Origin of the sequence: uncultured Streptococcus sp., from assembly GCF_963521865.1 — a bacterium.
Taxonomy (GTDB): Bacteria; Bacillota; Bacilli; order Lactobacillales; family Streptococcaceae; genus Streptococcus.
This window is the reverse complement of sequence record NZ_CAUQWY010000008.1, coordinates 18,358-43,192: the sequence shown is the minus strand read 5'-3', so window position 1 is coordinate 43,192 and position 24,835 is coordinate 18,358. Positions and strand designations below refer to the sequence as shown.

Sequence of the window (24,835 nt, the reverse complement as noted above, 5' to 3'; positions counted from 1 at the left end):
GAAAAAAGCCTTTAAAATCTGAAAAACGCATAATATCAGGTGTGCACAAAAAACTTGATATTATGCGTTTTATTATGGGAAGATTTACTTTCTCTTCTCCTAAAATTGTGTTTTTGCCCCACATATCTGCTATGTTGAAAATTTATAAATCTTCTAAATCAACTACCTCTAAACCATGATCTGTCAAGCGATAGATAGTCGAACAGACCTCTTTTAAGAAACGACGGTCATGCGAAACAGTGATGAGACCACCAGGATAGGTGGCAAAGAGTTTTCTAATTTCGGGTTGAGAAGTTGGAGAAAAGTTTCGTGTGGGTTCATCTAGCAGGAGAAAGTTTGGTTTGCGCAAGACTAAATCCAAAAGCAGGAGTTTACCCTGTTGTCCGCCAGATAAGGAGCGAATTTGATGCTGCATTTCTGGATAACTGAAATTGAGACTAGCTAGGTTAGATTGGATTTTCTGAAGTTCCTCTTTTTCCCCAGTTTTACTTAGATAGTCTACTGGAGATAGCTCCAATTGTAGTTTTTTGTGATAATCTTGTGGCATAAAACCAAGCGAAATTTCTCTTTTATCATTCAGAAGTTGCTGTAATTTGGCTAGCAGAGTCGATTTTCCAATACCATTTGGCCCGATAATACCGATTTTTTCTTGGCCACGGACAGTTAGTCGTAGTTCTTGAACCAAAACTCGGTCGCCAATGGACAAATTTTCTTTTTCCAGTTGAATTAAGACTTTAGAAGCAGGTAATGGCTGTATATCTGAGAAGAAAAGTCTGATTTCTTCCTCTTCAAGTGGCTTTTGGGTCATGGCCTGAGCTGTCTTTTCAAAGCGTTTTTCTTGAGAGAGGACATTTTTCATCTTTTTAGCCAATAGGCGCCCGGCAGTACTGTCTTTAGTAGCTCGAAGCGCAGTTTCTACATTTTGCTTGACTCGCCGATGTTTTTCCATGGTTTTATCGTAGGCTCTTTTGTCGTTAGCAGCTTGCTGACTTTGTCTGGCAAAATTAGCCTTTCTCTGCTCACTATAGCAATCATAGTCTAAATGCTCTACTAGTGTTTCCGCTTCTTTACGGTGCTTGACCAGTCGCAAGTGGACAATAGTGTCTGCCGTTTCAGAAAGAAAGTCTTCATCATGGGAAATGAAAATAACAGTTTGCCTAATCTTGCGAATCTGACCTTTTAGCCAATCAACTGTTTCAAGGTCCAGGTCATTTGAAGGTTCATCTAAAAATAGAATCTCAAAGGGTTTGGCTAACTCATGGATGAGCTGAATTTTCAAAGCTTCGCCCCCTGATAGACTGCCAATATCTTGGTCGCTAGCGAAACGATTGCTATCAAAATGCAATTCCTCAGCCAAACGATAGAGGATACTGTAGTCTAAATCAATAGAATCTAAAAAGAAGTAGTCGTGTAGAGTTTTCTTTTTCAGCTCCTCGGGGAGTTTTTGAGGAATGTAGGCCAGTGACTGAAGGTCAGACTGGATGTCTCCCTTGATAGTGAAAGTAGGCAATGCTTCTCCCATTAAGGCTCGCAGCAATGTTGATTTGCCATTTCCTTCCTCTCCAATAATAGCGACCTTTTCCCCATCCTGGATGGTCATGCTGAGGTCAGAGACAAGGTCTCGTAAATCTTTGTTTTGTGTGATGGTCAGGTGATTGATTTTTATCATATGATTGCCCTTTCTAGAATGTCGATTGTGCATAACAAAAAGCTCTACTTTACCTAGTAGAGCCCAAAGTCACTGTCAGAAACGCTATTATCCATGTCGAAAATCCTGTCAAACTAGGCCAGTCTCCCCCTATCCAACCCAAGAGGAGCAGATGGTTAGCTTTCTAGTTTTTTGATTTTCAAAGAGGATAAAGTACCAGAAAATCTAGTACAAAAAGAGACAAAAACAAGATCTACTAAATAAAGTTTCTTTATTTGATAGACTTAGTTGTTCATGTCTCCCTTACCTCCGAGTATTAGTACCTCTATCCTATACCTTTTAGGATATTTTGTCAACAGAAAACTGGAAATTCCAAGCTCTAAAATACGAAAACAGGTCCATAGAGAGTTAGTAGGTGTTTGCCATGCTCGTAATGGGACTTGTCATAGTTGCGCCAAGCAATGCATGCTTGGTCGTTCAGTTTTAGGCTACCGATACCTATCATAAGACTGGTAGGTTGGTAAAATTTCTCAAGGTCTATTAAGATACTGTTGTTCAACTTTTCCGCTTTTTTGATCTCTTGCAGAGTAGTATTTAGTAGCTCTTGTAGTCGAATATCATCTGCCCTACCCTGTTTACAGTTTTGGTAGCTTTTATTTATTTAACTCGGATAGGAGTTGGGTTGCATTAGTACCGAGTTCTTTGTCTTCCATGTGGGCATCCTCCTTGCTTTGATGTAGTATAGCAATAAAAAACAAAAATGTCATAGTAAAAATGTTAAAAAATCGAATGTTAATTACAAAGTTTGGTGGGCTGATTTGTAGCCTTTTCATGGTATAATCAAGAGAGTAAATCTTTATGGAGGAAGTATGAAATTAAATATTCAAGAAATTCGTAAGCAGTCTGAAGGCTTGCATTTTGAACAAACCTTAGACTTAGCCGCAGACCTGCGTGCACGTAATCAAGAAATTTTAGATGTAAAAGATATCCTTGCAGTTGGGAAAGTACAGTACGAAGACCGTATGTATTTCTTAGATTATCAACTATCTTATACCATTGTTCTTGCTTCAAGTCGCAGTATGGAACCAGTTGAGTTAGTTGAATCTTATCCAGTAACGGAAGTTTTCATGGAAGGCGCAACCAACCAGCTAGATCAAGAAGTTCTAGATGATGACTTGGTCTTGCCTATCGAAAATGGAGAACTGGACCTTGCTGAGAGCGTGTCAGACAATATCTTACTAAACATTCCTATCAAGGTCTTGACGGCTGAAGAAGAAGCTGGCCAAGGATTTGTGTCAGGAAATGACTGGCAAATCATGACAGAGGAAGAATATCAGGCCCAACAAGCAGTTAAGAAAGAAGAAAATAGTCCTTTTGCTGGCTTACAAGGACTATTTGATGGAGACGAATAATGGTCTTGTCAAAAAAACGAGCACGAAAAGTGCTGGAAGAAATCATTGCTCTTTTTCCAGATGCCAAGCCCAGTCTTGATTTCACTAATCATTTTGAACTCTTGGTTGCGGTCATGTTATCAGCCCAGACAACGGATGCAGCGGTAAATAAGGCCACGCCAGGTCTCTTTGCTGCCTTTCCAACGCCACAAGCCATGTCTGTGGCGACTGAGAGTGAGATTGCTTCACATATTTCTCGCCTGGGACTGTATCGAAATAAGGCTAAATTCCTTAAAAAATGTGCCCAACAGTTACTAGACGATTTTGATGGTCAAGTTCCTCAGACACGTGAAGAATTAGAAAGTCTAGCAGGGGTTGGTCGCAAGACAGCCAATGTTGTCATGAGTGTAGGATTTGGGATTCCAGCCTTTGCAGTGGATACTCATGTGGAGCGTATTTGCAAACACCACGATATCGTCAAAAAATCAGCAACGCCACTTGAGGTGGAAAAGCGTGTCATGGATATCTTGCCACCTGAGCAGTGGTTAGCTGCCCATCAGGCCATGATTTACTTTGGACGGGCTATATGTCACCCTAAAAATCCAGAGTGTGACCAGTACCCACAGTTATATGATTTTAGCAATTTATAAGATGGGGGCTCAAAAGTTTTTGCTTGATTTTAGGCCTGCTTTGTGCTATAGTATTTGATAACTAAATATTCCTTTAAACCTGTCCCGTGAGGCAGGCAAGGAGCGTGATAAAGTAGTAGGGTGAAGTCTATACTGTTTGCAGTAGGGCTCGGTTAGCTATACATTTCAAGTCTCCTTGTTTAAGGAGACTTTTCTTTTTGGAGGTTTGTCATGAAGACAAAAGAAGTTGTAGACGAATTGACCGTCAAACGGGCGATTACGCGTATTACTTACGAGATTATCGAACGTAACAAAGATTTGAACAAAATCGTCTTGGCTGGTATTAAAACTCGTGGTGTCTTTATCGCCCATCGTATTCAAGAACGTTTGGAGCAACTAGAAAGTCTTTCAGTTCCTGTTGTGGAATTGGATACTAAACCTTTCCGTGATGATATTAAAAGTGGAGAAGATACTTCTTTGATTTCTGTTGATGTGACAGGCCGTGAAGTTATCTTGGTGGATGATGTGCTTTATACAGGTCGTACCATCCGCGCTGCTATTGATAATATTGTAGGTCATGGTCGTCCTGCGCGCGTGAGTTTAGCAGTTTTAGTCGATCGTGGACATAGAGAATTGCCAATCCGTCCAGATTACGTTGGAAAAAATATCCCAACTAGTCGTTCTGAAGAAATCATCGTAGAGATGGCAGAACTTGATGGCCAAGACAGAGTTCTGATTACTGAAGAAGCTTAGAAAGCTAAAGGAGTAGCCATGTCAGAAAATCAACAAGCATTGAACCATGTGGTGTCCATGGAAGACCTCACTGTCGATCAAGTGATGAAATTGATCAAGCGAGGCATTGAGTTTAAAAATGGAGCCCAGCCTCCCTATGAAAACCACCCGATTGTTTCCAATCTTTTCTTTGAGGATTCTACACGGACGCATAAGTCCTTTGAAGTAGCAGAGATTAAACTGGGGCTGGAACGACTTGACTTTGATGTGAAGACCAGCTCGGTCAATAAGGGTGAAACACTTTATGATACTATCTTGACTCTGTCTGCCTTAGGAGTGGATGTCTGTGTGATTCGTCACCCAGAGGTCGACTACTACAGAGAGTTGATTGCTAGTCCGACGATTACGACTTCCATCATCAATGGTGGAGATGGTTCGGGACAACACCCTAGCCAGAGCTTGCTGGATTTGATGACTATTTATGAGGAATTTGGTCACTTTGAGGGTCTCAAGGTTGCGATTGCAGGTGACTTGGACCACTCACGTGTTGCAAAATCCAATATGCAGATTTTGAAACGCTTGGGAGCTGAACTTTACTTTGCTGGACCTGAGGAATGGAGAAGTCAAGAGTTTGCAGACTATGGACAGTTTGTAACCATTGATGAAATCATTGATCAGGTGGATGTCATGATGTTTCTCCGTGTGCAACATGAACGCCATGACAGTGGTGCAGTTTTTTCAAAAGAAGACTACCATGCCCAACATGGCTTAACTCAAGAACGTTACGATCGTTTGAAAGAAACGGCAATCCTTATGCACCCAGCTCCAGTCAATCGTGATGTAGAAATCGCAGATCACTTGGTTGAAGCACCAAAATCACGGATTGTCCAACAAATGACCAATGGTGTCTTTGTTCGAATGGCAATCTTAGAATCCGTATTGGCGAGTAGAAACGCCAACTAAAACACAAGACGTTAAAAGACGCCAGTGAGCGTCCACGAGAGGTGAAAATATGACAAAAAGACTTCTAGTATTAGAAGATGGAACAGTATTTGAAGGCAAGGCCTTCGGAGCAGATATCGATGTAACAGGTGAAATTGTCTTTAATACAGGCATGACTGGCTACCAAGAATCCATTACAGACCAGTCTTATAATGGACAAATCTTGACCTTTACTTATCCTTTGGTAGGAAATTATGGAATTAACCGTGATGATTACGAATCCATTATTCCAACTTGTAAGGGAGTTGTTGTTTTCGAAGAAGCACGTAGAGCAAGTAACTGGCGCAACCAAATGACCTTGGATGAATTTTTGAAAGCCAAGAAAATTCCTGGTATTTCAGGAATTGATACACGTGCTCTTACAAAGATTATCCGTAAGCATGGTACCATGCGTGCAACCTTGACCCATGTTGGGGACAGCATGGATCATGTGACGGACCAGCTCCAAGCAACAGTATTGCCGACAGACAATATTAAGCAGGTTTCTACTAAAACATCCTATCCAGCTCCAGGAGTTGGTTTGAGCGTGGTGTTAGTGGACTTTGGTCTCAAGCACTCAATCCTACGTGAACTTTCTAAGCGCAACTGTAATGTGACCGTGGTTCCATACACGACAACTGCAGAAGAAATTCTTCATCTTAATCCTGACGGAGTTATGTTGTCAAATGGGCCAGGTAACCCAGAAGACGTTCCACAAGCACTCGACATGATTCGCGGTGTGCAAGGGAAAATTCCAATCTTTGGTATTTGTATGGGGCACCAACTTTTCGCTATGGCAAACGGGGCTAAGACCTACAAGATGAAATTTGGACACCGTGGCTTTAACCATGCGGTACGCGAAATTGCAACAGGACGAGTAGACTTTACCAGCCAGAACCATGGTTATGCAGTTAGCCGTGAGGATTTACCAGAGCACTTGATCATTACCCACGAAGAAATTAATGACAAGTCAGTTGAAGGTGTGCGTCACAGATACCAACCTGCTTTCTCTGTCCAATACCACCCAGACGCAGCCCCTGGTCCACACGACGCTAGCTACCTATTTGACGAGTTTATCGAGATGATGGAAGCATTTAAACAATCAAATTAATAACGAGTAAAAGCTTGTCGAAGAATTTATGTAACTAAACACGGACGGAAAGCTCGGAATTTAGAGAAACTAATTTGGATTGTCAATCCTTCCTTGGTTTCCTAAAATTCAATCGTTTTCTATTTGTCCTTTGTATCTTATTTAATGGCAACCCGAGAGTTGCCAAATAGAAAGGCAGGTCGTTTCTTTTAGTCGCTATCAGGCGAACTAAAAACTCCCTGCACTAGATTTTTTACCGAAAAGTATCGTTTCGCTAAAAAATCGTCGGAGAATTTATTTAATGTCGCTCTGTGAGGCGACGAATAGAAAGGAGAAGGGTGCTCCGTATTTGCTGAACTGAATACGGGCTACGGACGGTGCTAAAAAGATAGTTATTCCTAGAACTGACCGTTCTTCGTCATAACTCCTATTTTAGCTTTGTCCGCTTGACGCCCTTAATATCTTATATATGCCTAAACGTACTGATATTCAAAAAATTATGGTGATTGGTTCTGGTCCGATTATTATTGGTCAGGCTGCTGAGTTTGACTACGCTGGGACCCAGGCTTGCTTGTCTTTGAAAGAGGAAGGTTATGAGGTTGTTTTGGTTAACTCAAACCCTGCCACCATCATGACGGACAAGGAAATTGCTGATAAGGTTTATATTGAACCGATTACTCTTGAGTTTGTAACGCGTATTCTTCGTAAGGAGCGTCCAGATGCCTTGCTACCAACACTCGGTGGTCAGACAGGTCTCAACATGGCCATGGAATTGTCTAAAAATGGTATTCTCGATGAGCTTGGAGTGGAACTTCTGGGTACTAAATTATCTGCCATTGACCAAGCCGAGGACCGTGACCTCTTTAAACAATTGATGGAGGAACTTGAGCAACCAATTCCTGAATCTGAAATTGTTAATACAGTAGAAGAAGCAGTTGCCTTTGCAGCAACAATTGGCTACCCAGTCATCGTCCGTCCAGCCTTTACACTTGGTGGTACTGGTGGTGGTATGTGTGCCAATGAGGAAGAATTGCGTGAAATCGCTGAAAATGGTTTGAAATTGTCACCTGTTACCCAATGTTTGATTGAGCGTTCAATCGCAGGTTTCAAGGAAATTGAATACGAAGTCATGCGAGATTCAGCTGATAATGCTTTGGTTGTTTGTAACATGGAAAACTTTGACCCAGTTGGGATTCACACAGGGGATTCCATTGTATTTGCCCCTGCCCAAACCATGTCAGACTATGAAAACCAAATGCTTCGTGACGCAAGCTTGAGCATTATTCGTGCCCTCAAGATTGAAGGTGGATGTAATGTTCAGCTGGCCCTTGATCCACACAGTTTCAAGTATTATGTCATCGAAGTAAACCCTCGTGTATCACGTTCGTCAGCACTTGCTTCTAAGGCGACAGGTTATCCGATTGCCAAATTGGCTGCTAAGATTGCAGTAGGTTTGACCTTGGATGAGGTTATTAACCCAGTTACAGGTTCAACCTATGCCATGTTTGAGCCTGCCCTTGACTACGTGGTTGCCAAGATTCCGCGTTTCCCATTTGACAAGTTTGAAAAAGGTGAGCGCCGTCTTGGTACCCAGATGAAGGCGACTGGAGAAGTCATGGCAATCGGTCGTAACATCGAGGAATCTCTTCTTAAGGCTTGTCGTTCCCTTGAAGTTGGGGTTCATCACAATGAAATACCTGAACTTGCATCAGTTTCTGATGATGCCTTGATTGAAAAGGTTGTGAAAGCCCAAGACGATCGTCTCTTCTATGTATCAGAAGCTATTCGTCGTGGTTATACACCTGAAGAGATTGCTGAATTGACTAAGATTGATATCTTCTATCTGGATAAACTCTTGCACATCTTTGAAATTGAACAGGAGTTGGGAGCTCATCCACAAGATCTAGAAGTCTTGAAAACAGCCAAACTCAATGGTTTCTCAGACCGTAAGATTGCTGAACTATGGGAAACGACCGCTGATCACGTTCGTCAACTTCGTTTGGAAAACAAGATTGTTCCAGTTTATAAGATGGTCGATACTTGTGCGGCAGAGTTTGACTCTGAAACACCATACTTCTATTCAACCTATGGTTGGGAAAACGAGTCTATCAAGTCTGATAAGGAATCCGTTCTAGTCCTAGGTTCAGGTCCAATCCGTATCGGTCAAGGGGTTGAGTTTGACTATGCAACTGTTCACTCGGTTAAGGCTATCCAGGCAGCTGGTTATGAAGCCATCATCATGAACTCAAACCCAGAGACCGTTTCAACAGACTTCTCTGTATCAGATAAGCTTTACTTTGAACCATTGACATTAGAAGATGTTATGAACGTCATTGACTTGGAGCAACCAAAAGGTGTTATCGTTCAGTTCGGTGGTCAAACAGCCATCAACCTTGCGGAGCCATTGGCAAAAGCAGGTGTGACCATCCTTGGTACACAGGTTGCTGATCTAGACCGTGCTGAAGACCGCGACCTCTTTGAGCAAGCTCTTAAAGATTTGGATATTCCACAGCCACCAGGACAAACGGCTACCAATGAAGAAGAAGCGGTGCTTGCAGCTCGCAAGATTGGCTTCCCAGTTCTTGTCCGCCCATCTTATGTACTTGGTGGACGTGCCATGGAAATCGTTGAAAACGAAGAAGACCTTCGTTCTTACATGCGTACAGCGGTTAAGGCTAGTCCAGACCACCCAGTTCTTGTTGACTCATACATAGTTGGGCAAGAGTGCGAAGTTGATGCCATTTCAGACGGTGAAAATGTCCTTATCCCTGGTATCATGGAACATATCGAACGTGCTGGTGTCCACTCAGGTGACTCAATGGCCGTTTACCCACCACAAACCTTGTCGCAAAAGGTTCAGGAAACCATTGCAGACTACACAAAACGTCTAGCAATCGGTCTTAACTGCCTTGGAATGATGAACATCCAGTTTGTTATCAAGGATGAAAAAGTCTACGTTATTGAGGTCAATCCACGTGCTAGCCGTACGGTACCTTTCCTTTCAAAAGTAACTAATATTCCTATGGCTCAGGTAGCAACTAAGCTCATTCTTGGTCAAAACCTTGAAGAACTTGGCTACCAAGATGGGCTTTACCTTGAAAGCACTCGCGTTCATATTAAAGCACCAGTCTTCTCCTTCACGAAACTAGCTAAGGTAGACAGCTTACTTGGTCCTGAAATGAAGTCAACAGGGGAAGTTATGGGTTCTGATACGACTTTGGAAAAAGCTCTCTATAAGGCCTTTGAAGCTTCTTACTTACACTTGCCAACTTTTGGTAACGTTGTATTTACCATTGCTGATGATGCAAAAGAAGAAGCTTTGGACTTGGCTCGTCGTTTCCAAAATATTGGCTATGGAATCCTCGCGACAGAAGGGACAGCAGCCTTCTTTGCCAGTCATGGATTACAAGCTCAACCTGTTGGTAAGATTGGTGATGACGATAAGGATATTCCAAGCTTTGTTCGCAAAGGAAGAATTCAAGCTATCATTAACACAGTAGGAACAAAACGAACTGCTGACGAAGATGGAGAGCAAATCCGCCGTTCAGCCATTGAACACGGGGTGCCCCTCTTCACAGCCCTAGATACAGCTAATGCCATGCTTAAAGTATTGGAAAGCCGTAGTTTTGTCACAGAAGCAATCTAGTTGAGAAAAATTTTTCACAGTTTTAAAGCCAGCGTTTTCTGATGCTGGCTTTTGCCATATTGGTATTGCTTATTTCAACTATCATACTTTCCTTAAGAATCATTTCAAAATGTGATGCAATAAGAATAAATTGGAAATAGGAAATTATTTTCAACATTTCTTTCAAAAACTCCATTAATAAAACAGGTAATGACAAGATTAGAAAGTGAATATTCCTATGCCCTCTTACAAAAAGGTCTCTCTTTCTGATATAAACCAATCTATTGAAACTCCGGATAACAATCATTTTTTGCAAAATCTAAAAGCATTTTTAGGTCCTGGATCTCTTGTAGCAGTTGGTTATTTTTTATTTTAAAGACTTGTCCCGAGCTCATTCGTATTTATATCATAAAGTCAGCTAATAAGAAATGAAGGGCAGTAATACTCTTCGAAAATCAAATTCAAACCACGTCAGCGTCGCCTTACCGTACTCAAGTACAGCTTACGGCTAGCTTCCTAGTTTGCTTTTTGATTTTCATTGAGTATAAGTCAAGTAATCACTTTGAAGTTTCAAAGCTTAATTTTAAGTTTTCTTTAAGTAAACTATATTATTCTGAAGAACTCTAAAATTTCACAGCCATTTATTGGTAATGACTACAGAATTCCTAGTTATTACTAGAAATGGACTAGTTTATTTGAATAATAGAACTCCTTAAACCTTCTATTCTAGAAAGGGAGGGTCGGTATTTCTTTCATGATAGGACTAGATTGTGGTATAATAGAGAGAATAAGTTTTTTAGTAAGACAAAGGAGAAAATAGATGATTTATGCAGGAATTCTTGCCGGTGGAACTGGCACACGCATGGGAATCAGTAACTTGCCAAAACAATTTTTAGAGCTAGGTGATCGACCTATCTTGATTCATACAATTGAAAAATTTGTCTTGGAACCAAGCATTGAAAAAATTGTAGTTGGGGTTCATGGAGACTGGGTTTCTCATGCAGAAGATCTTGTAGATAAATATCTTCCTCTTCATAAGGAACGTATCATCATTACAAAGGGTGGTGCTGACCGCAATACAAGTATTGAGAAAATCATTGAAGCCATTGATGCTTATCGTCCGCTTACTCCAGATGATATCGTTGTTACCCACGATTCTGTTCGTCCATTTATTACACTTCGCATGATTCAAGACAATATCAAACTTGCGCAAAATCATGACGCAGTGGACACAGTGGTAGAAGCGGTTGATACTATCGTTGAAAGTACCAATGGTCAATTCATTACAGATATTCCAAATCGTGCTCACCTCTATCAAGGACAAACACCTCAAACATTCCGTTGCAAGGACTTCATGGACCTTTATGGTTCTCTTTCTGCTGAAGATAAAGAAATCTTGACAGATGCATGTAAAATCTTTGTGATCAAAGGAAAAGATGTAGCCTTGGCCAAGGGTGAATACTCAAATCTGAAGATTACAACAGTAACAGATTTGAAGATTGCAAAAAGTATGATTGAGAAAGACTAGTGATATGATTAATCAAATTTATCAACTGACTAAGCCCAAGTTTATCAATGTCAAATACCAGGAAGAGGATATTGACCAAGAGAATTATATCCTCATCCGCCCTAACTACATGGCTGTCTGTCATGCGGATCAACGTTACTACCAAGGAAAACGTGATCCAAAGATTTTGAATAAAAAACTTCCAATGGCAATGATTCACGAAGCATGTGGAACCGTTATTTCTGATCCGACAGGAACTTATGAGGTTGGGCAAAAAGTTGTCATGATTCCTAATCAGCCCCCTATGCAGAGTGGTGAAGAATTTTATGAGAACTACATGACAGGGACTCATTTCTTGTCTAGTGGATTTGATGGCTTTATGAGAGAGTTTGTTTCTCTTCCTAAAGACCGTGTGGTGGCTTATGATGCTATTGAAGATACGGTTGCAGCCATTACAGAGTTTGTCAGTGTTGGTATGCATGCCATGAATCGCTTACTGACTCTTGCTCACAGCAAGCGGGACCGAATTGCCGTTATCGGAGATGGCAGTTTAGCTTTTGTAGTTGCTAATATTATCAACTATACTTTGCCAGAAGCAGAGATTGTGGTTATTGGTCGTCATTGGGAAAAATTGGAACTCTTTTCATTTGCCAAAGAATGTTATATCACTGATAATATTCCTGAAGATTTAGTCTTTGACCATGCTTTTGAGTGTTGTGGTGGTGATGGTACTGGACCAGCTATTAATGATTTGATTCGCTACATTCGTCCTCAGGGAACGATTCTTATGATGGGAGTTAGCGAGTATAAAGTTAATCTCAATACACGCGATGCTTTAGAAAAAGGCTTGCTCTTGGTTGGGTCCTCTCGTTCTGGTCGTATTGATTTTGAAAATGCAATTCAAATGATGGAAGTCAAGAAATTTGCCAATCGTCTTAAAAATGTCCTTTATCTAGAAGAACCTGTAAGAGAAATTAAAGATATTCATCGTGTTTTTGCGACCGATTTAAACACAGCCTTTAAAACCGTGTTTAAGTGGGAAGTATAAGTATTGGAGGTTAATTGTGGAGAAAATGATTAAAGAAAAAATTTCTTCCTTACTTAGTGAAGAAGAGGAAGTCCTCAGTGTTGAACAACTGGGGGGAATGACCAATCAAAACTATTTGGTCAAAACAACAAATAAGCAATACATTGTTAAGTTCTTTGGTAAAGGGACAGAAAAGCTAATCAATCGTCAAGATGAAAAGTACAATCTTGAACTACTAAAGGATTTAGACTTAGATGTAAAAAATTATCTTTTTGATATTGAAGCTGGTATCAAAGTAAATGAGTATATCGAATCTGCGATTACGCTTGATTCAACGTCAATCAAGACCAAATTTGATAAAATTGCTCCAATATTACAAACTATTCATGCTTCTGGCAAGGAATTAAGAGGAGAATTTGCTCCTTTTGAAGAAATCAAAAAATACGAATCCTTGATTGAAGAAAAAATCCCTTATGCTAACTATGAAGCAGTTCGAAAAGAAGTCTTCTCCTTAGAGAAAAGACTGGCTGACTTAGGTGTTGACAGAAAATCTTGTCATATCGATTTGGTGCCTGAAAACTTTATCGAATCACCTCAAGGACGTCTATATCTGATTGACTGGGAATATTCATCAATGAATGATCCAATGTGGGATTTGGCAGCCCTATTTTTAGAGTCTGAATTCACTTCCCAAGAGGAAGAAGCTTTCTTATCTTACTATGAGAGTGACCAAACACCTGTCTCTCGAGAAAAGATTGCTATTTATAAAATTTTACAAGACGCTATTTGGAGTTTATGGACAGTTTACAAAGAAGAGCAAGGTGCAGATTTTGGTGATTATGGTGTGAGCCGTTACCAAAGAGCTATTAAAGGTTTGTCATATTATGGAGGTTCAGATGAAAAATAAAAATGGAGTTTCTTTTGGTCTACTCTCAGGTGTTTTCTGGGGATTAGGTCTAACGGTTAGTGCTTATATCTTTTCGATTTTTACAGAATTGTCGCCCTTTGTGGTGGCTGCTGCTCACGATTTTTTGAGTATCTTTATCTTACTAGCTTTTCTTTTGGTAAAAGAAGGAAAAGTTCGTCTCTCAATTTTCTTAAATATTCGCAATGTCAGTGTTATCATTGGAGCCTTGCTAGCTGGTCCTATCGGAATGCAGGCCAATCTTTATGCGGTTAAGTATATCGGAAGTTCCTTAGCTTCATCGGTCTCTGCTATCTACCCTGCAGTTTCAGTTTTATTGGCTTTCTTCTTTTTGAAGCACAAGATTTCGAAAAATACTGTATTTGGGATTGTCTTGATTATTGCAGGGATTATTGCCCAGACTTATAAGGTTGAACAGGTTAATTCCTTCTATATTGGTATTCTCTGTGCATTGGTTTGTGCCATTGCATGGGGAAGTGAGAGTGTTCTTAGCTCCTTTGCTATGGAAAGTGAATTGAGTGAAATCGAGGCCCTCTTGATTCGTCAAGTGACTTCATTCTTGTCTTATCTTGTGATTGTGCTCTTCTCTCATCAGTCATTTGCAGAAGTAGCCAATGGGCAATTACTAGGTCTCATGATTATCTTTGCAGCTTTTGATATGATTTCCTATTTGGCTTATTATATCGCTATCAATCGCTTGCAACCTGCTAAAGCTACAGGATTGAACGTTAGTTATGTAGTTTGGACTGTCTTGTTTGCAGCTCTCTTCTTGGGAACAGCACTAGATATGCTGACAATTATTACGTCACTTGTAGTCATTGCTGGAGTTTATATTATTATTAAAGAATAAAGGAGATTCGTGTGAAAGCCATTATCTTAGCAGCGGGCTTGGGAACTCGCTTGCGTCCTATGACTGAAAATACCCCTAAAGCCTTGGTTCAAGTTAATCAAAAACCCTTGATTGAATACCAAATTGAGTTTCTCAAAGAAAAAGGAATCAATGACATCATCATCATTGTTGGTTACCTTAAAGAACAATTCGATTACTTAAAAGAAAAATATGGAGTTCGCCTCGTCTTCAATGATAAATACGCTGACTACAATAACTTTTACTCTCTCTATCTTGTAAAAGAAGAATTAGCCAACAGCTATGTTATTGATGCCGATAATTATCTCTTTAAAAATATGTTCCGCAATGATTTGACACGTTCGACTTATTTTAGTGTCTATCGTGAAGATTGTACCAACGAATGGTTCTTGGTCTATGGAGATGACTATAAGGTTCAAGACATTACTGTTGATAGTAAGGCAGGCCGTATCCTTAGTGGTGTATCCTTCTGGGACGCTCCAACTGCAGAAAAAATTGTTAGCTTTATTGACAAGGCTTATGCAAGTGGCGAATTTGTTGATCTCTACTGGGATAATATGGTTAAGGATAATATCAAAGAGTTGGATGTCTATGTTGAAGAATTAGAAGGCAACAGCATCTATGAGATCGATAGTGTCCAAGACTACCATAAATTAGAAGAAATTCTTAAAAACGAAAATTAAAGATTCCAACATCTGGCTGAAATAGTCGGATGTTTTTTGATTTTTTAACGAATAAATAGATGAGTAGAAAAAGAAATGGAGTTATTTATGAAAATCACAAACTATGAAATCTATAAATTGAAAAAATCAGGTTTGACCAATCAACAGGTTTTGGCAGTTCTAGAATACGGTGAAAATGTCGATCAAGAACTTTTGTTGGGTGATATTGCAGAAATATCAGGTTGCCGAAATCCAGCTGTTTTTATGGAACGTTATTTTCAGATAGACGATGCGCATTTGGAGAAGGAGTTTCAAAAATTTCCATCTTTCTCTATTTTAGATGACTGTTATCCTTGGGATTTGAGTGAAATATACGATGCACCTGTACTTTTATTTTACAAGGGAAATCTTGACCTCTTGAAATTTCCTAAGGTAGCAGTCGTGGGCAGTCGTGCTTGTAGCAAACAGGGAGCTAAGTCAGTTGAAAAAGTCATTCAAGGCTTGGAAAATGAACTGGTTATTGTCAGTGGATTAGCCAAGGGGATTGACACAGCAGCTCATATGGCAGCTCTTCAGAATGGCGGAAAAACCATTGCAGTGATTGGAACAGGACTGGATGTGTTTTATCCTAAAGCCAATAAACGCTTGCAAGACTACATTGGCAATGATCATCTGGTTCTCAGTGAATATGGACCTGGCGAACAACCTCTGAAATTTCATTTTCCTGCCCGCAATCGCATCATTGCTGGACTTTGTCGTGGTGTGATTGTAGCAGAGGCTAAGATGCGCTCAGGTAGTCTCATTACCTGTGAGCGAGCAATGGAGGAAGGGCGCGATGTTTTTGCTATTCCTGGTAGTATTTTAGATGGACTATCAGACGGTTGCCATCATTTGATTCAAGAAGGGGCAAAATTGGCCACCAGTGGGCAGGATGTTCTTTCAGAATTTGAATTTTAATACTCTTCGAAAATCTCTTCAAACCACGTCAGCTTCCATCTGCAACCTCAAAACAGTGTTTTGAGCAACCTGTGGCTAGCTTCCTAGTTTGCTCTTTGATTTTCATTGAGTATAAGAAGAAAGTCCGCTTACTAGACAAACTTTTCTTCTATTATAGTAGCTAAGTCTTGACAGGGTTCAAAAAATGGTTTACACTTTATAAAGTTTATTACTTTGAAAAGGTGTGATACTGTGGCTACGGCAACAAAAAAGAAAAAATCAACAGTTAAAAAAAATCTAGTAATCGTGGAGTCGCCTGCTAAGGCTAAGACGATTGAAAAATATCTAGGCAGAAACTACAAGGTTTTAGCCAGTGTCGGGCATATCCGTGATTTGAAGAAATCTAGTATGTCCGTCGATATTGAAAATAATTATGAACCGCAATATATCAATATCCGAGGAAAAGGACCTCTCATTAATGACTTGAAAAAAGAAGCCAAAAAAGCTAATAAAGTCTTTCTGGCGAGTGACCCAGACCGTGAAGGAGAAGCGATTTCTTGGCATTTGGCCCATATTCTCAACTTGGATGAAAATGATTCCAACCGAGTGGTCTTCAATGAAATCACCAAGGATGCGGTCAAAAATGCTTTTAAAGAACCGCGTAAGATTGATATGGACTTGGTTGATGCCCAACAGGCTCGTCGTGTCCTAGACCGCTTGGTAGGCTATTCGATTTCGCCTATTTTGTGGAAGAAGGTCAAGAAGGGCTTGTCAGCAGGTCGCGTTCAGTCTATTGCACTTAAGTTAATCATTGACCGTGAGAATGAAATTAATGCCTTCCAACCAGAAGAATATTGGACAATTGATGCTGTCTTTAAAAAAGGAACCAAGCAATTTCAGGCTTCCTTCTATGGAGTGGATGGTAAAAAGCTGAAACTGACTAGCAATGACGAGGTCAAGGAAGTCCTGTCTCGTCTGACGAGTAAAGACTTTTCAGTGGATCAGGTGGATAAGAAAGAGCGCAAACGCAATGCTCCTTTACCCTATACCACTTCATCTATGCAGATGGATGCTGCCAATAAAATTAACTTCCGTACTAGAAAGACCATGATGGTTGCCCAACAGCTCTATGAGGGGATTAATATCGGTTCTGGTGTGCAAGGTTTGATTACCTATATGCGTACCGATTCGACTCGTATCAGTCCAGTAGCGCAAAATGAAGCAGCAAGTTTCATTACGGACCGTTTTGGTAGCAAGTATTCTAAGCATGGTAGCAAGGTCAAAAATGCATCAGGAGCTCAGGATGCCCACGAGGCTATTCGTCCGTCTAGCGTTTTTAATACACCTGAAAGCATCGCTAAATATCTTGACAAGGATCAGCTCAAGCTTTATACCCTTATCTGGAATCGTTTTGTGGCGAGCCAGATGACAGCTGCTGTCTTTGATACCATGGCTGTTAAATTGTCTCAAAATGGGGTTCAATTTGCTGCCAATGGTAGTCAGGTTAAGTTTGATGGTTATCTTGCCATTTATAATGATTCTGATAAAAATAAGATGTTACCAGATATGGCTGTTGGAGATGTGGTCAAACAGGTGAATAGCAAACCAGAGCAACATTTCACTCAACCGCCTGCCCGCTATTCTGAAGCGACACTAATCAAGACCTTGGAGGAAAATGGGGTTGGACGTCCGTCCACCTACGCGCCAACCATTGAAACCATTCAGAAACGTTATTATGTTCGCCTTGCAGCCAAACGATTTGAACCGACAGAGTTGGGAGAAATCGTCAACAAGCTCATCGTTGAATATTTCCCAGATATCGTAAATGTGACCTTCACAGCTGAAATGGAAGGTAAACTGGATGATGTCGAAGTTGGAAAAGAGCAGTGGCAACGTGTCATTGATGCCTTTTACAAACCTTTCTCTAAAGAAGTCGCCAAGGCTGAAGAAGAAATGGAAAAAATCCAAATCAAGGATGAACCAGCTGGATTTGATTGTGAAGTGTGTGGCAGTCCAATGGTCATTAAACTTGGTCGTTTTGGTAAGTTCTACGCTTGCAGCAATTTCCCAGATTGTCGCCATACCCAAGCAATCGTGAAAGAGATTGGTGTTGAGTGTCCAAGTTGTCATCAGGGACAAATCATTGAACGCAAAACCAAACGTAATCGCCTTTTCTATGGTTGCAATCGCTATCCAGAATGTGAATTTACCTCTTGGGACAAGCCTGTTGGTCGTGACTGTCCAAAATGTGGCAATTTCCTCATGGAGAAAAAAGTCCGTGGTGGTGGAAAGCAGGTTGTTTGCAGCAAGGGTGACTACGAAGAAGAAAAGATTAAATAGAAGGAGAGTCCTGAAAGTGAATTTCAGGCTCCTTTTGGTTAGAACTTGACAAAATTTATCATTTTATGAGAAACTAGAAGAAGATTATTTTAATTAGGAGTAGTTATGCGTCTTATCTATCTGATAATTGGTTTTTTATCACTGGCCTTGGCTATTGTTGGGGTTGTTTTACCTTTGTTGCCCACAACGCCTTTCCTTTTGTTGTCTATTGCTTGTTTCTCCAGAAGTTCCAAGCGCTTCGAAGATTGGCTTTATCATACCAAGCTCTATCAGAGCTATGTAGCTGATTTTCGAGAAACAAAGTCTATTGCGCGTGAACGTAAGAAAAAAATCATCGTATCTATCTACATCTTGATGGGAATTTCCATTTATTTTGCCCCTCTCTTACCTGTCAAAATTGGTCTAGGAGCCTTGACCATCTTTATCACTTATTATCTCTTCAAGGTCATTCCGGACAAAGAATAAAAAATAGTAACTATTTTCCTTGATATAAATAAAAGCATATTCACAACAATATGATATAATAAATTTAAAGTAATCTTCAAGGAGAATCAAATGATTTACGAATTTTGTGCTGAAAATGTGACCTTGCTTGAAAAAGCGATGCAGGCTGGAGCTCGTCGAATCGAACTCTGTGATAATCTAGCAGTGGGAGGGACAACACCAAGCTATGGAGTAACCAAGGCAGCGGTTGAATTGGCAGCTAACTACGATACGACCATCATGACCATGATTCGTCCACGTGGTGGCGACTTTGTCTATAATGACCTAGAAATTGCTATTATGCTAGAAGACATTCGCTTGACTGCTCAGGCTGGAAGTCAAGGAGTTGTTTTTGGGGCTTTAACTGCTGATAAGAAGTTGGATAAGGCTAATCTTGAAAAGTTAATTACTGCATCAAAAGGAATGGAAATTGTCTTCCACATGGCCTTTGATGAATTGAGTGATGATGATCAACTGGAAGCTATTGACTGGCTCAGTCAAGCTGGAGTCACTCGAATCCTGACTCGTGCGGGTGTGTCTGGAGATTCGCTAGAGAAACGCTTTGCTCACTATCACAGAATTTTGGAGCATGCTAAAGGTAAAATTGAAATTCTACCAGGTGGGGGTATTGACCTTGACAACCGTCAAACCTTTATTGACCTGTTGGGCGTGACACAATTGCACGGAACCAAGGTTGTCTTTTAAAAAATAGAAAGGAACTGCTAGCTTTGGGTAGCAGTTTTCACTTATGTTTGAAATTTTTAAATCCTATCAGTTTAATCAAGAAAAGGCTCGTGCCTATGGTTTTGTAGAAAGTAGTGGAGTTTGGACTTATAGTTGCATGATTTTGCAGGGTGATTTTGTCATGACTGTGTCCATCACTGCTGATAATGTGAATTTTCAGGTCTTTGATCAGGAAATGGGCGACCTCTATCCTCAAGTTCATATGGAAAGTATGACAGGAAGTTTTGTTGCAAGTGTCCGTGAGGCTTGTCTGGAGATTCTTTACCAGATTCGGAAGGCTTGTTTTGATGTGCAGGATTTTATCTGTCCTCAGACTAAGCGAATCATGACTCAAGTTCAAGAAAAGTATGGTAATCAGCTGGAGTATTTGTGGGAGAAATCACCTGATACGGCAGTGTTAAGACATGAAGGTAATAAAAAATGGTATGCTGTTTTGATGAGAATACCTTGGGATAAGCTGGAAAAGGGCAGAGAAGGACAGGTGGAAGCAGTCAACCTCAAGCATGACCAAGTAGTTGACTTACTTTCAAAAAAGGGAATTTATCCAGCCTTTCATATGAATAAACGCTACTGGATTAGTGTGGCGCTTGATGATACTTTATCAGATGAAGAAGTACTGGAATTGATAGAAAGAAGCTGGAATTTAACTATTAAAAAATAAAACCTTTCAAGGATTTTCAATAACTTTCAATTAGCGAAATATTCTTTACTGAAGAAATTTTCAGAAAATATTGGATTTTTTCTTGACAAGTGCTTGTGCCTATGCTAAAATACTAAACAAGATATCAAACGAAGGAGAAAGTCAAACATGAAAACAGCTAAGTTTAATCAATTTACTTTGTTGTTGAGGTACTCGGGCTAGTGCAAAAAGCATTAGTCCTGTTTGGCTTACCAAGCGGGAGTAAATCAACATCTCGCTTGGGTTTCTGAGCGAGATGTTTTTTTAAAACCACATTTGGAAAAGGGGAAATCTTATGAGAAGAGTTGAATTTCTAGATACCAGCCTTCGGGATGGAGAGCAGACACCTGGTGTTAACTTCTCAATCAAGGAAAAAATTGCCATTGCAAGGCAACTGGAGAAATGGGGCATTTCAGCCATCGAGGCTGGTTTTCCAGCGGCGAGTCCTGATTCATTCACGGCAGTTCAGGAGATTGCTAAGGTCTTGAAGAAAACAGCAGTGACTGGTTTGGCCCGTTCTGTCAGGTCTGATATTGATGCTTGTTACGAGGCCCTCAAGGACGCCAAGTATCCACAGGTTCACGTTTTTATCGCTACCAGTCCGATTCACCGCAAGTATAAGCTCAATAAGAGCAAGGAAGAGATTTTGGAAGCTATTAAGGAGCATGTCTCTTATGCACGTTCTAAGTTTGAAGTGGTCGAATTCTCTCCAGAGGATGCGACTAGAACAGAGTTGGATTTCCTCTTGCAAGTTGTTCAAACAGCGGTTGATGCAGGGGCGTCTTATATCAATATCCCTGATACGGTTGGATTTACCACGCCAGAAGAGTACGGAGCTATCTTCAAATACTTGATTGAGAATGTTAAGACAGATCGTCAGATTATATATTCGCCTCACTGTCACGATGACCTCGGAATGGCAGTGGCAAATAGCCTTGCTGCTGTCAAGAATGGAGCAGGACGTGTTGAAGGAACCATCAACGGTATTGGTGAGCGAGCTGGAAATGCTGCCCTTGAAGAAATTGCAGTGGCCCTCAATATTCGCCAAGATTACTATCAAGCAGAAACAAGTATTGTCCTAAATGAAACAATAAATACGTCAGAAATGGTTTCTCGCTTCTCAGGTATTCCGGTTCCTAAAAACAAGGCTGTGGTTGGTGGTAATGCCTTTTCTCACGAATCTGGTATTCACCAAGACGGAGTCCTTAAAAATCCTCTTACTTATGAGATTATCACCCCTGAATTGGTTGGTGTTAAGAGCAATAGCCTTCCACTTGGAAAATTGTCAGGTCGCCATGCCTTTGTCGAGAAACTAAGAGAATTGGCCCTAGACTTTACAGAAGAGGACATCAAACCACTCTTCGCTAAGTTCAAGGCACTGGCCGACAAGAAACAAGAAATTACAGATGCAGATATTCGAGCTTTGGTAGCTGGAACCATGGTTGAAAATCCAGAAGGCTTCCACTTTGATGATTTACAACTTCAAACCCATGCGGATAATGACATCGAAGCGCTCGTTAGCCTAGCTAATATGGATGGTGAGAAGGTCGAATTTAATGCGACAGGGCAAGGTTCCGTTGAAGCAATCTTTAACGCTATCGACAAGTTCTTTAATCAATCCGTCCGCTTGGTGTCCTATACTATTGATGCTGTGACAGATGGAATTGATGCCCAGGCTCGGGTCTTGGTCACTGTTGAAAACAGAGATACAGAAACCATCTTTAACGCAGCAGGTCTTGATTTCGATGTGTTGAAGGCTTCGGCTATTGCCTACATCAATGCTAATACCTTTGTTCAAAAAGAGAATGCTGGTGAGATGGGACGTAGCGTTTCCTATCGCGACATGCCTAGTGTGTAAAGGAGAAGGCTATGACAAAGAAAATAGTAGCTCTAGCAGGGGATGGAATTGGCCCAGAAATCATGGGGGCTGGTTTAGAGGTTCTGGAAGCTCTAGCTGAAAAAACAGGTTTTGACTATGAGATTGATAGACGACCTTTTGGCGGTGCAGGTATTGATGCTGCAGGGCATCCCTTACCTGATGAAACCCTCAAGGTATGTCGTGAAGCAGATGCCATTCTCCTAGCGGCTATCGGTAGTCCCCAGTATGATAGAGCAGCGGTTCGGCCTGAACAAGGCTTGCTGGCTCTCCGTAAGGAACTCAATCTTTACGCTAATATTCGCCCTGTAAAAATCTTTGACAGTCTCAAGCATTTGTCACCTCTTAAACCAGAACGAATTGCTGGTGTAGACTTTGTCGTGGTGCGTGAGTTGACAGGCGGGATTTACTTTGGAGATCATATCCTTGAAGAGCGAAAAGCGCGTGATATCAACGATTATAGCTATGAGGAAGTGGAGCGAATTATTCGTAAAGCCTTTGAAATTGCAAGAAGTCGGAGAAAAATCCTTACCAGCATCGATAAGCAAAATGTGTTGGCAACATCAAAACTCTGGAGAAAAGTGGCTGAGGAGGTCGCACAGGATTTCCCAGATGTCACCTTGGAACACCAGCTGGTGGACTCAGCTGCTATGCTTATGATTACCAATCCTGCTAAATTTGATGTCATCGTGACGGAGAATCTTTTCGGAGATATCTTATCTGATGAATCAAGCGTTCTATCTGGCACACTTGGGGTTATGCCATCAGCCAGTCATTCTGAAAATGGACCAAGTCTCTATGAACCTATTCACGGTTCAGCACCTGATATTGCTGGTCAAGGAATTGCCAATCCTATTTCTATGATTTTGTCTGTTGCTATGATGCTGAGAGACAGCTTTGGACGTTATGAGGATGCAGAGCGTATCGAGCGTGCTGTTGAGGCAAGTTTGGCAGCTGGTATATTAACGAGAGATCTAGGAGGACAGGCTTCAACAAAGGAAATGACGGAAGCTATTATTGCAAGGTTATGAAGTTAGACGAAAAAATTACTCTAGTCCTTTTGATTTGGAATGTCATGGTTTTCTTGATTTATGGCATTGACAAATCCAAGGCTAGGAGAAGAGTTTGGCGCATCCCTGAGAAAATCTTACTTATTTTAGCCTTTACTTGTGGTGGTTTTGGTGGCTGGTTAGCAGGAATCACTTTTCACCACAAGACTCGAAAATGGTACTTTAAAACAGTTTGGTTTTTGGGGATGGTGACCACACTAGTAGCCTTATATTTTATTTGGAGGTAATGGATGGCAGGAAAATCGATTTTTGATAAATTATGGGACCGTCATGTTATCACAGGAGAAGAGGGGCAGCCCCAACTCATGTATGTGGACCAGCACTATATTCACGAGGTGACCAGCCCTCAGGCTTTTCAAGGACTACGAGATGCAGGGCGCAGATTGAGACGACCAGACTTGACATTTGGAACCTTTGACCACAATGTCCCAACAGTCAATATCTACGATATTCGAGATGTAATTTCTAAGGCTCAAATTGATAAGCTAGCTGAAAATGTTGAGGAGTTTGGGATTGAACATGCTGCCCACGGTTCTGAAAAACAAGGAATCGTTCATATGGTTGGTCCAGAAACAGGACGAACCCAACCAGGGAAATTTATCGTCTGTGGGGATAGCCATACAGCAACCCATGGGGCTTTCGGAGCGATCGCCTTTGGAATTGGGACTAGTGAGGTCGAGCATGTCTTTGCTACCCAGACCCTCTGGCAGGTCAAACCCAAGAAAATGTTAGTGGAATTCACTGGTGTTCCTCAAAAGGGAGTTTATTCTAAAGATTTTATTCTAGCCTTGATTGCCAAGTACGGCGTTGCCTGTGGTGTTGGCTATGTGGTGGAATATCGGGGACAAGCGATTGATGCACTGAGCATGGAAGAGCGCATGACCATCTGCAATATGTCCATCGAGTTTGGATCTAAGATGGGAATCATGAATCCAGACCAAACCACCTATGATTATCTTAAGGGACGTGAGTGTATTCCAGAGGACTTTGAAGAGGCTGTAGCGGATTGGAAAACAATTGTCACTGATGATAATGCTGTTTACGATAAGGTTATCCAGATGGATGTCTCAGACCTTGCTCCTATGGTGACCTGGGGAACCAACCCTGCTATGGGGGTTGACTTTGACAGTAGTTTCCCAGAAATTAAGGATATGAATGATGAACGAGCCTACAATTATATGGATTTGGAACCAGGTCAAAAGCCAGCGGATATTGAACTAGGTTATATCTTTATCGGCTCTTGTACAAATGCTCGTCTCAGCGACTTGCAACTGGCTGCGCGATTTGTCAAAGGAAAGAAGATTGCTCCCAACTTAACGGCTATCGTAGTCCCAGGCTCTCGTCCTGTCAAACGAGCTGCTGAGAGGTTGGGCTTGGACAAGGTCTTTCTAGATGCTGGATTTGAGTGGAGAGACCCGGGTTGCTCCATGTGCCTAGGGATGAATCCTGATAAGGTCCCTGATGGTGTCCACTGCGCCTCAACCAGCAACCGCAACTTTGAAGACAGACAAGGCTTTGGTGCTAAGACCCATCTCTGTAGTCCAGCCATGGCAGCAGCAGCGGCTATCGCAGGGCGCTTTGTAGATGTTCGGCAAATGCCAGAAGCCCAGTAAGGAGAGGAT

22 protein-coding genes and 1 pseudogene are annotated in these 24,835 nt (G+C 41.1%); 21 read left to right on the top strand and 2 right to left on the bottom strand.

Annotated elements, in window-relative coordinates:
* Positions 1-142 precede the first annotated feature (142 nt).
* Together RWO85_RS03890 and RWO85_RS03885 are read right to left on the bottom strand one after the other, a co-directional pair.
* The gene (locus RWO85_RS03890) at positions 143-1,702 is read right to left on the bottom strand and encodes an ATP-binding cassette domain-containing protein (protein ID WP_314414139.1); all 1,560 of its coding nucleotides are present in this window, start codon (positions 1,700-1,702) and stop codon (positions 143-145) included.
* A 325-nt stretch (positions 1,703-2,027) separates the two neighbouring features.
* A complete protein-coding gene (locus tag RWO85_RS03885) occupies positions 2,028-2,309 on the bottom strand; it encodes a helicase BlpT (protein ID WP_399553586.1) in 282 nt (93 codons plus the stop codon).
* A gap of 208 nt (positions 2,310-2,517) precedes the next feature.
* On the opposite strand from RWO85_RS03885, the gene RWO85_RS03880 reads away from it, so the two are divergent.
* From RWO85_RS03880 to leuC, 21 genes and pseudogenes are all read left to right on the top strand, one after another.
* Positions 2,518-3,060, top strand: a complete 543-nt coding sequence (locus RWO85_RS03880) for a DUF177 domain-containing protein (RefSeq protein WP_000773212.1) — start codon at positions 2,518-2,520, stop codon at positions 3,058-3,060.
* On the top strand, positions 3,060-3,689 hold the full coding sequence (nth, locus tag RWO85_RS03875) for an endonuclease III (protein ID WP_000244443.1): 630 nt from the start codon (positions 3,060-3,062) through the stop codon (positions 3,687-3,689). Before RWO85_RS03880 ends, nth begins: the two co-directional genes overlap by 1 nt.
* Before the next feature lie 210 nt (positions 3,690-3,899).
* Positions 3,900-4,421, top strand: a complete 522-nt coding sequence (pyrR, locus tag RWO85_RS03870; protein ID WP_314414137.1) for a bifunctional pyr operon transcriptional regulator/uracil phosphoribosyltransferase PyrR — start codon at positions 3,900-3,902, stop codon at positions 4,419-4,421.
* An 18-nt stretch (positions 4,422-4,439) separates the two neighbouring features.
* Positions 4,440-5,363, top strand: coding sequence for an aspartate carbamoyltransferase catalytic subunit (locus RWO85_RS03865; RefSeq protein WP_314414135.1), 924 nt, complete (start codon positions 4,440-4,442; stop codon positions 5,361-5,363).
* A 49-nt stretch (positions 5,364-5,412) separates the two neighbouring features.
* Positions 5,413-6,492 (top strand): carbamoyl phosphate synthase small subunit, encoded by a 1,080-nt coding sequence (locus RWO85_RS03860; protein ID WP_050278219.1) that lies wholly within the window; start codon positions 5,413-5,415, stop codon positions 6,490-6,492.
* Positions 6,493-6,940: 448 nt separating this feature from the next.
* The gene (gene carB / locus RWO85_RS03855) at positions 6,941-10,117 is read left to right on the top strand and encodes a carbamoyl-phosphate synthase large subunit (RefSeq protein WP_314414133.1); all 3,177 of its coding nucleotides are present in this window, start codon (positions 6,941-6,943) and stop codon (positions 10,115-10,117) included.
* A 217-nt stretch (positions 10,118-10,334) separates the two neighbouring features.
* Positions 10,335-10,460, top strand: a pseudogene (locus RWO85_RS03850) (divalent metal cation transporter); the annotation flags it as partial.
* A 456-nt stretch (positions 10,461-10,916) separates the two neighbouring features.
* Positions 10,917-11,624, top strand: coding sequence for a 2-C-methyl-D-erythritol 4-phosphate cytidylyltransferase (locus RWO85_RS03845; protein WP_314414130.1), 708 nt, complete (start codon positions 10,917-10,919; stop codon positions 11,622-11,624).
* Positions 11,625-11,628: 4 nt separating this feature from the next.
* The gene (locus RWO85_RS03840; RefSeq protein WP_314414128.1) at positions 11,629-12,651 is read left to right on the top strand and encodes a ribitol-5-phosphate dehydrogenase; all 1,023 of its coding nucleotides are present in this window, start codon (positions 11,629-11,631) and stop codon (positions 12,649-12,651) included.
* Between the two features lie 16 nt (positions 12,652-12,667).
* Complete coding sequence (locus RWO85_RS03835) at positions 12,668-13,537, top strand: phosphotransferase family protein (RefSeq protein ID WP_314414126.1); 870 nt, start codon at positions 12,668-12,670, stop codon at positions 13,535-13,537.
* Positions 13,527-14,405, top strand: a complete 879-nt coding sequence (locus tag RWO85_RS03830; RefSeq protein ID WP_314414124.1) for a DMT family transporter — start codon at positions 13,527-13,529, stop codon at positions 14,403-14,405. Before RWO85_RS03835 ends, RWO85_RS03830 begins: the two co-directional genes overlap by 11 nt.
* 11 nt (positions 14,406-14,416) lie before the next feature.
* Positions 14,417-15,106: a sugar phosphate nucleotidyltransferase gene (locus RWO85_RS03825; RefSeq protein ID WP_000643974.1), complete on the top strand. Its 690-nt coding sequence runs from the start codon at positions 14,417-14,419 to the stop codon at positions 15,104-15,106.
* Between the two features lie 87 nt (positions 15,107-15,193).
* A complete protein-coding gene (gene dprA, locus RWO85_RS03820) occupies positions 15,194-16,042 on the top strand; it encodes a DNA-processing protein DprA (protein ID WP_314414123.1) in 849 nt (282 codons plus the stop codon).
* 231 nt (positions 16,043-16,273) lie between these two features.
* Entirely contained in the window at positions 16,274-18,361 is a 2,088-nt protein-coding gene (gene topA / locus RWO85_RS03815; protein WP_314414121.1) for a type I DNA topoisomerase, read from the top strand.
* 105 nt (positions 18,362-18,466) lie between these two features.
* Positions 18,467-18,826 carry a YbaN family protein gene (locus RWO85_RS03810; RefSeq protein ID WP_119919762.1) on the top strand — a complete coding sequence of 120 codons (360 nt, stop codon included), beginning with the start codon at positions 18,467-18,469 and terminating at the stop codon, positions 18,824-18,826.
* A gap of 90 nt (positions 18,827-18,916) precedes the next feature.
* Positions 18,917-19,549 (top strand): copper homeostasis protein CutC, encoded by a 633-nt coding sequence (locus tag RWO85_RS03805; RefSeq protein WP_314414120.1) that lies wholly within the window; start codon positions 18,917-18,919, stop codon positions 19,547-19,549.
* Between the two features lie 43 nt (positions 19,550-19,592).
* Positions 19,593-20,249 (top strand): MmcQ/YjbR family DNA-binding protein, encoded by a 657-nt coding sequence (locus RWO85_RS03800; RefSeq protein ID WP_314414119.1) that lies wholly within the window; start codon positions 19,593-19,595, stop codon positions 20,247-20,249.
* Positions 20,250-20,562: 313 nt separating this feature from the next.
* A complete protein-coding gene (locus RWO85_RS03795) occupies positions 20,563-22,125 on the top strand; it encodes a 2-isopropylmalate synthase (protein WP_314414116.1) in 1,563 nt (520 codons plus the stop codon).
* Positions 22,126-22,136: 11 nt separating this feature from the next.
* Entirely contained in the window at positions 22,137-23,174 is a 1,038-nt protein-coding gene (gene leuB / locus RWO85_RS03790) for a 3-isopropylmalate dehydrogenase (RefSeq protein ID WP_314414114.1), read from the top strand.
* On the top strand, positions 23,171-23,440 hold the full coding sequence (locus RWO85_RS03785; protein ID WP_314414113.1) for a DUF1294 domain-containing protein: 270 nt from the start codon (positions 23,171-23,173) through the stop codon (positions 23,438-23,440). The genes leuB and RWO85_RS03785 overlap by 4 nt, the downstream gene beginning before the upstream one ends.
* A gap of 3 nt (positions 23,441-23,443) precedes the next feature.
* Positions 23,444-24,826, top strand: coding sequence for a 3-isopropylmalate dehydratase large subunit (gene leuC, locus RWO85_RS03780; protein ID WP_314414111.1), 1,383 nt, complete (start codon positions 23,444-23,446; stop codon positions 24,824-24,826).
* Positions 24,827-24,835: the final 9 nt, after the last annotated feature.

What these genes read in the sequence shown, in the direction of transcription:
- RWO85_RS03890 (WP_314414139.1), bottom strand. Translation starts at nt 1,702, where the DNA reads ATGCACAATCGACATTCTAGAAAGGGCAATCATATGATAAAAATCAAT.
- RWO85_RS03880 (WP_000773212.1), top strand. Translation starts at nt 2,518, where the DNA reads ATGAAATTAAATATTCAAGAAATTCGTAAGCAGTCTGAAGGCTTGCAT.
- nth (WP_000244443.1), top strand. Translation starts at nt 3,060, where the DNA reads ATGGTCTTGTCAAAAAAACGAGCACGAAAAGTGCTGGAAGAAATCATT.
- pyrR (WP_314414137.1), top strand. Translation starts at nt 3,900, where the DNA reads ATGAAGACAAAAGAAGTTGTAGACGAATTGACCGTCAAACGGGCGATT.
- RWO85_RS03865 (WP_314414135.1), top strand. Translation starts at nt 4,440, where the DNA reads ATGTCAGAAAATCAACAAGCATTGAACCATGTGGTGTCCATGGAAGAC.
- RWO85_RS03860 (WP_050278219.1), top strand. Translation starts at nt 5,413, where the DNA reads ATGACAAAAAGACTTCTAGTATTAGAAGATGGAACAGTATTTGAAGGC.
- carB (WP_314414133.1), top strand. Translation starts at nt 6,941, where the DNA reads ATGCCTAAACGTACTGATATTCAAAAAATTATGGTGATTGGTTCTGGT.
- RWO85_RS03845 (WP_314414130.1), top strand. Translation starts at nt 10,917, where the DNA reads ATGATTTATGCAGGAATTCTTGCCGGTGGAACTGGCACACGCATGGGA.
- RWO85_RS03840 (WP_314414128.1), top strand. Translation starts at nt 11,629, where the DNA reads ATGATTAATCAAATTTATCAACTGACTAAGCCCAAGTTTATCAATGTC.
- RWO85_RS03830 (WP_314414124.1), top strand. Translation starts at nt 13,527, where the DNA reads ATGAAAAATAAAAATGGAGTTTCTTTTGGTCTACTCTCAGGTGTTTTC.
- dprA (WP_314414123.1), top strand. Translation starts at nt 15,194, where the DNA reads ATGAAAATCACAAACTATGAAATCTATAAATTGAAAAAATCAGGTTTG.
- RWO85_RS03810 (WP_119919762.1), top strand. Translation starts at nt 18,467, where the DNA reads ATGCGTCTTATCTATCTGATAATTGGTTTTTTATCACTGGCCTTGGCT.
- RWO85_RS03805 (WP_314414120.1), top strand. Translation starts at nt 18,917, where the DNA reads ATGATTTACGAATTTTGTGCTGAAAATGTGACCTTGCTTGAAAAAGCG.
- RWO85_RS03800 (WP_314414119.1), top strand. Translation starts at nt 19,593, where the DNA reads ATGTTTGAAATTTTTAAATCCTATCAGTTTAATCAAGAAAAGGCTCGT.
- RWO85_RS03795 (WP_314414116.1), top strand. Translation starts at nt 20,563, where the DNA reads ATGAGAAGAGTTGAATTTCTAGATACCAGCCTTCGGGATGGAGAGCAG.
- leuB (WP_314414114.1), top strand. Translation starts at nt 22,137, where the DNA reads ATGACAAAGAAAATAGTAGCTCTAGCAGGGGATGGAATTGGCCCAGAA.
- RWO85_RS03785 (WP_314414113.1), top strand. Translation starts at nt 23,171, where the DNA reads ATGAAGTTAGACGAAAAAATTACTCTAGTCCTTTTGATTTGGAATGTC.
- leuC (WP_314414111.1), top strand. Translation starts at nt 23,444, where the DNA reads ATGGCAGGAAAATCGATTTTTGATAAATTATGGGACCGTCATGTTATC.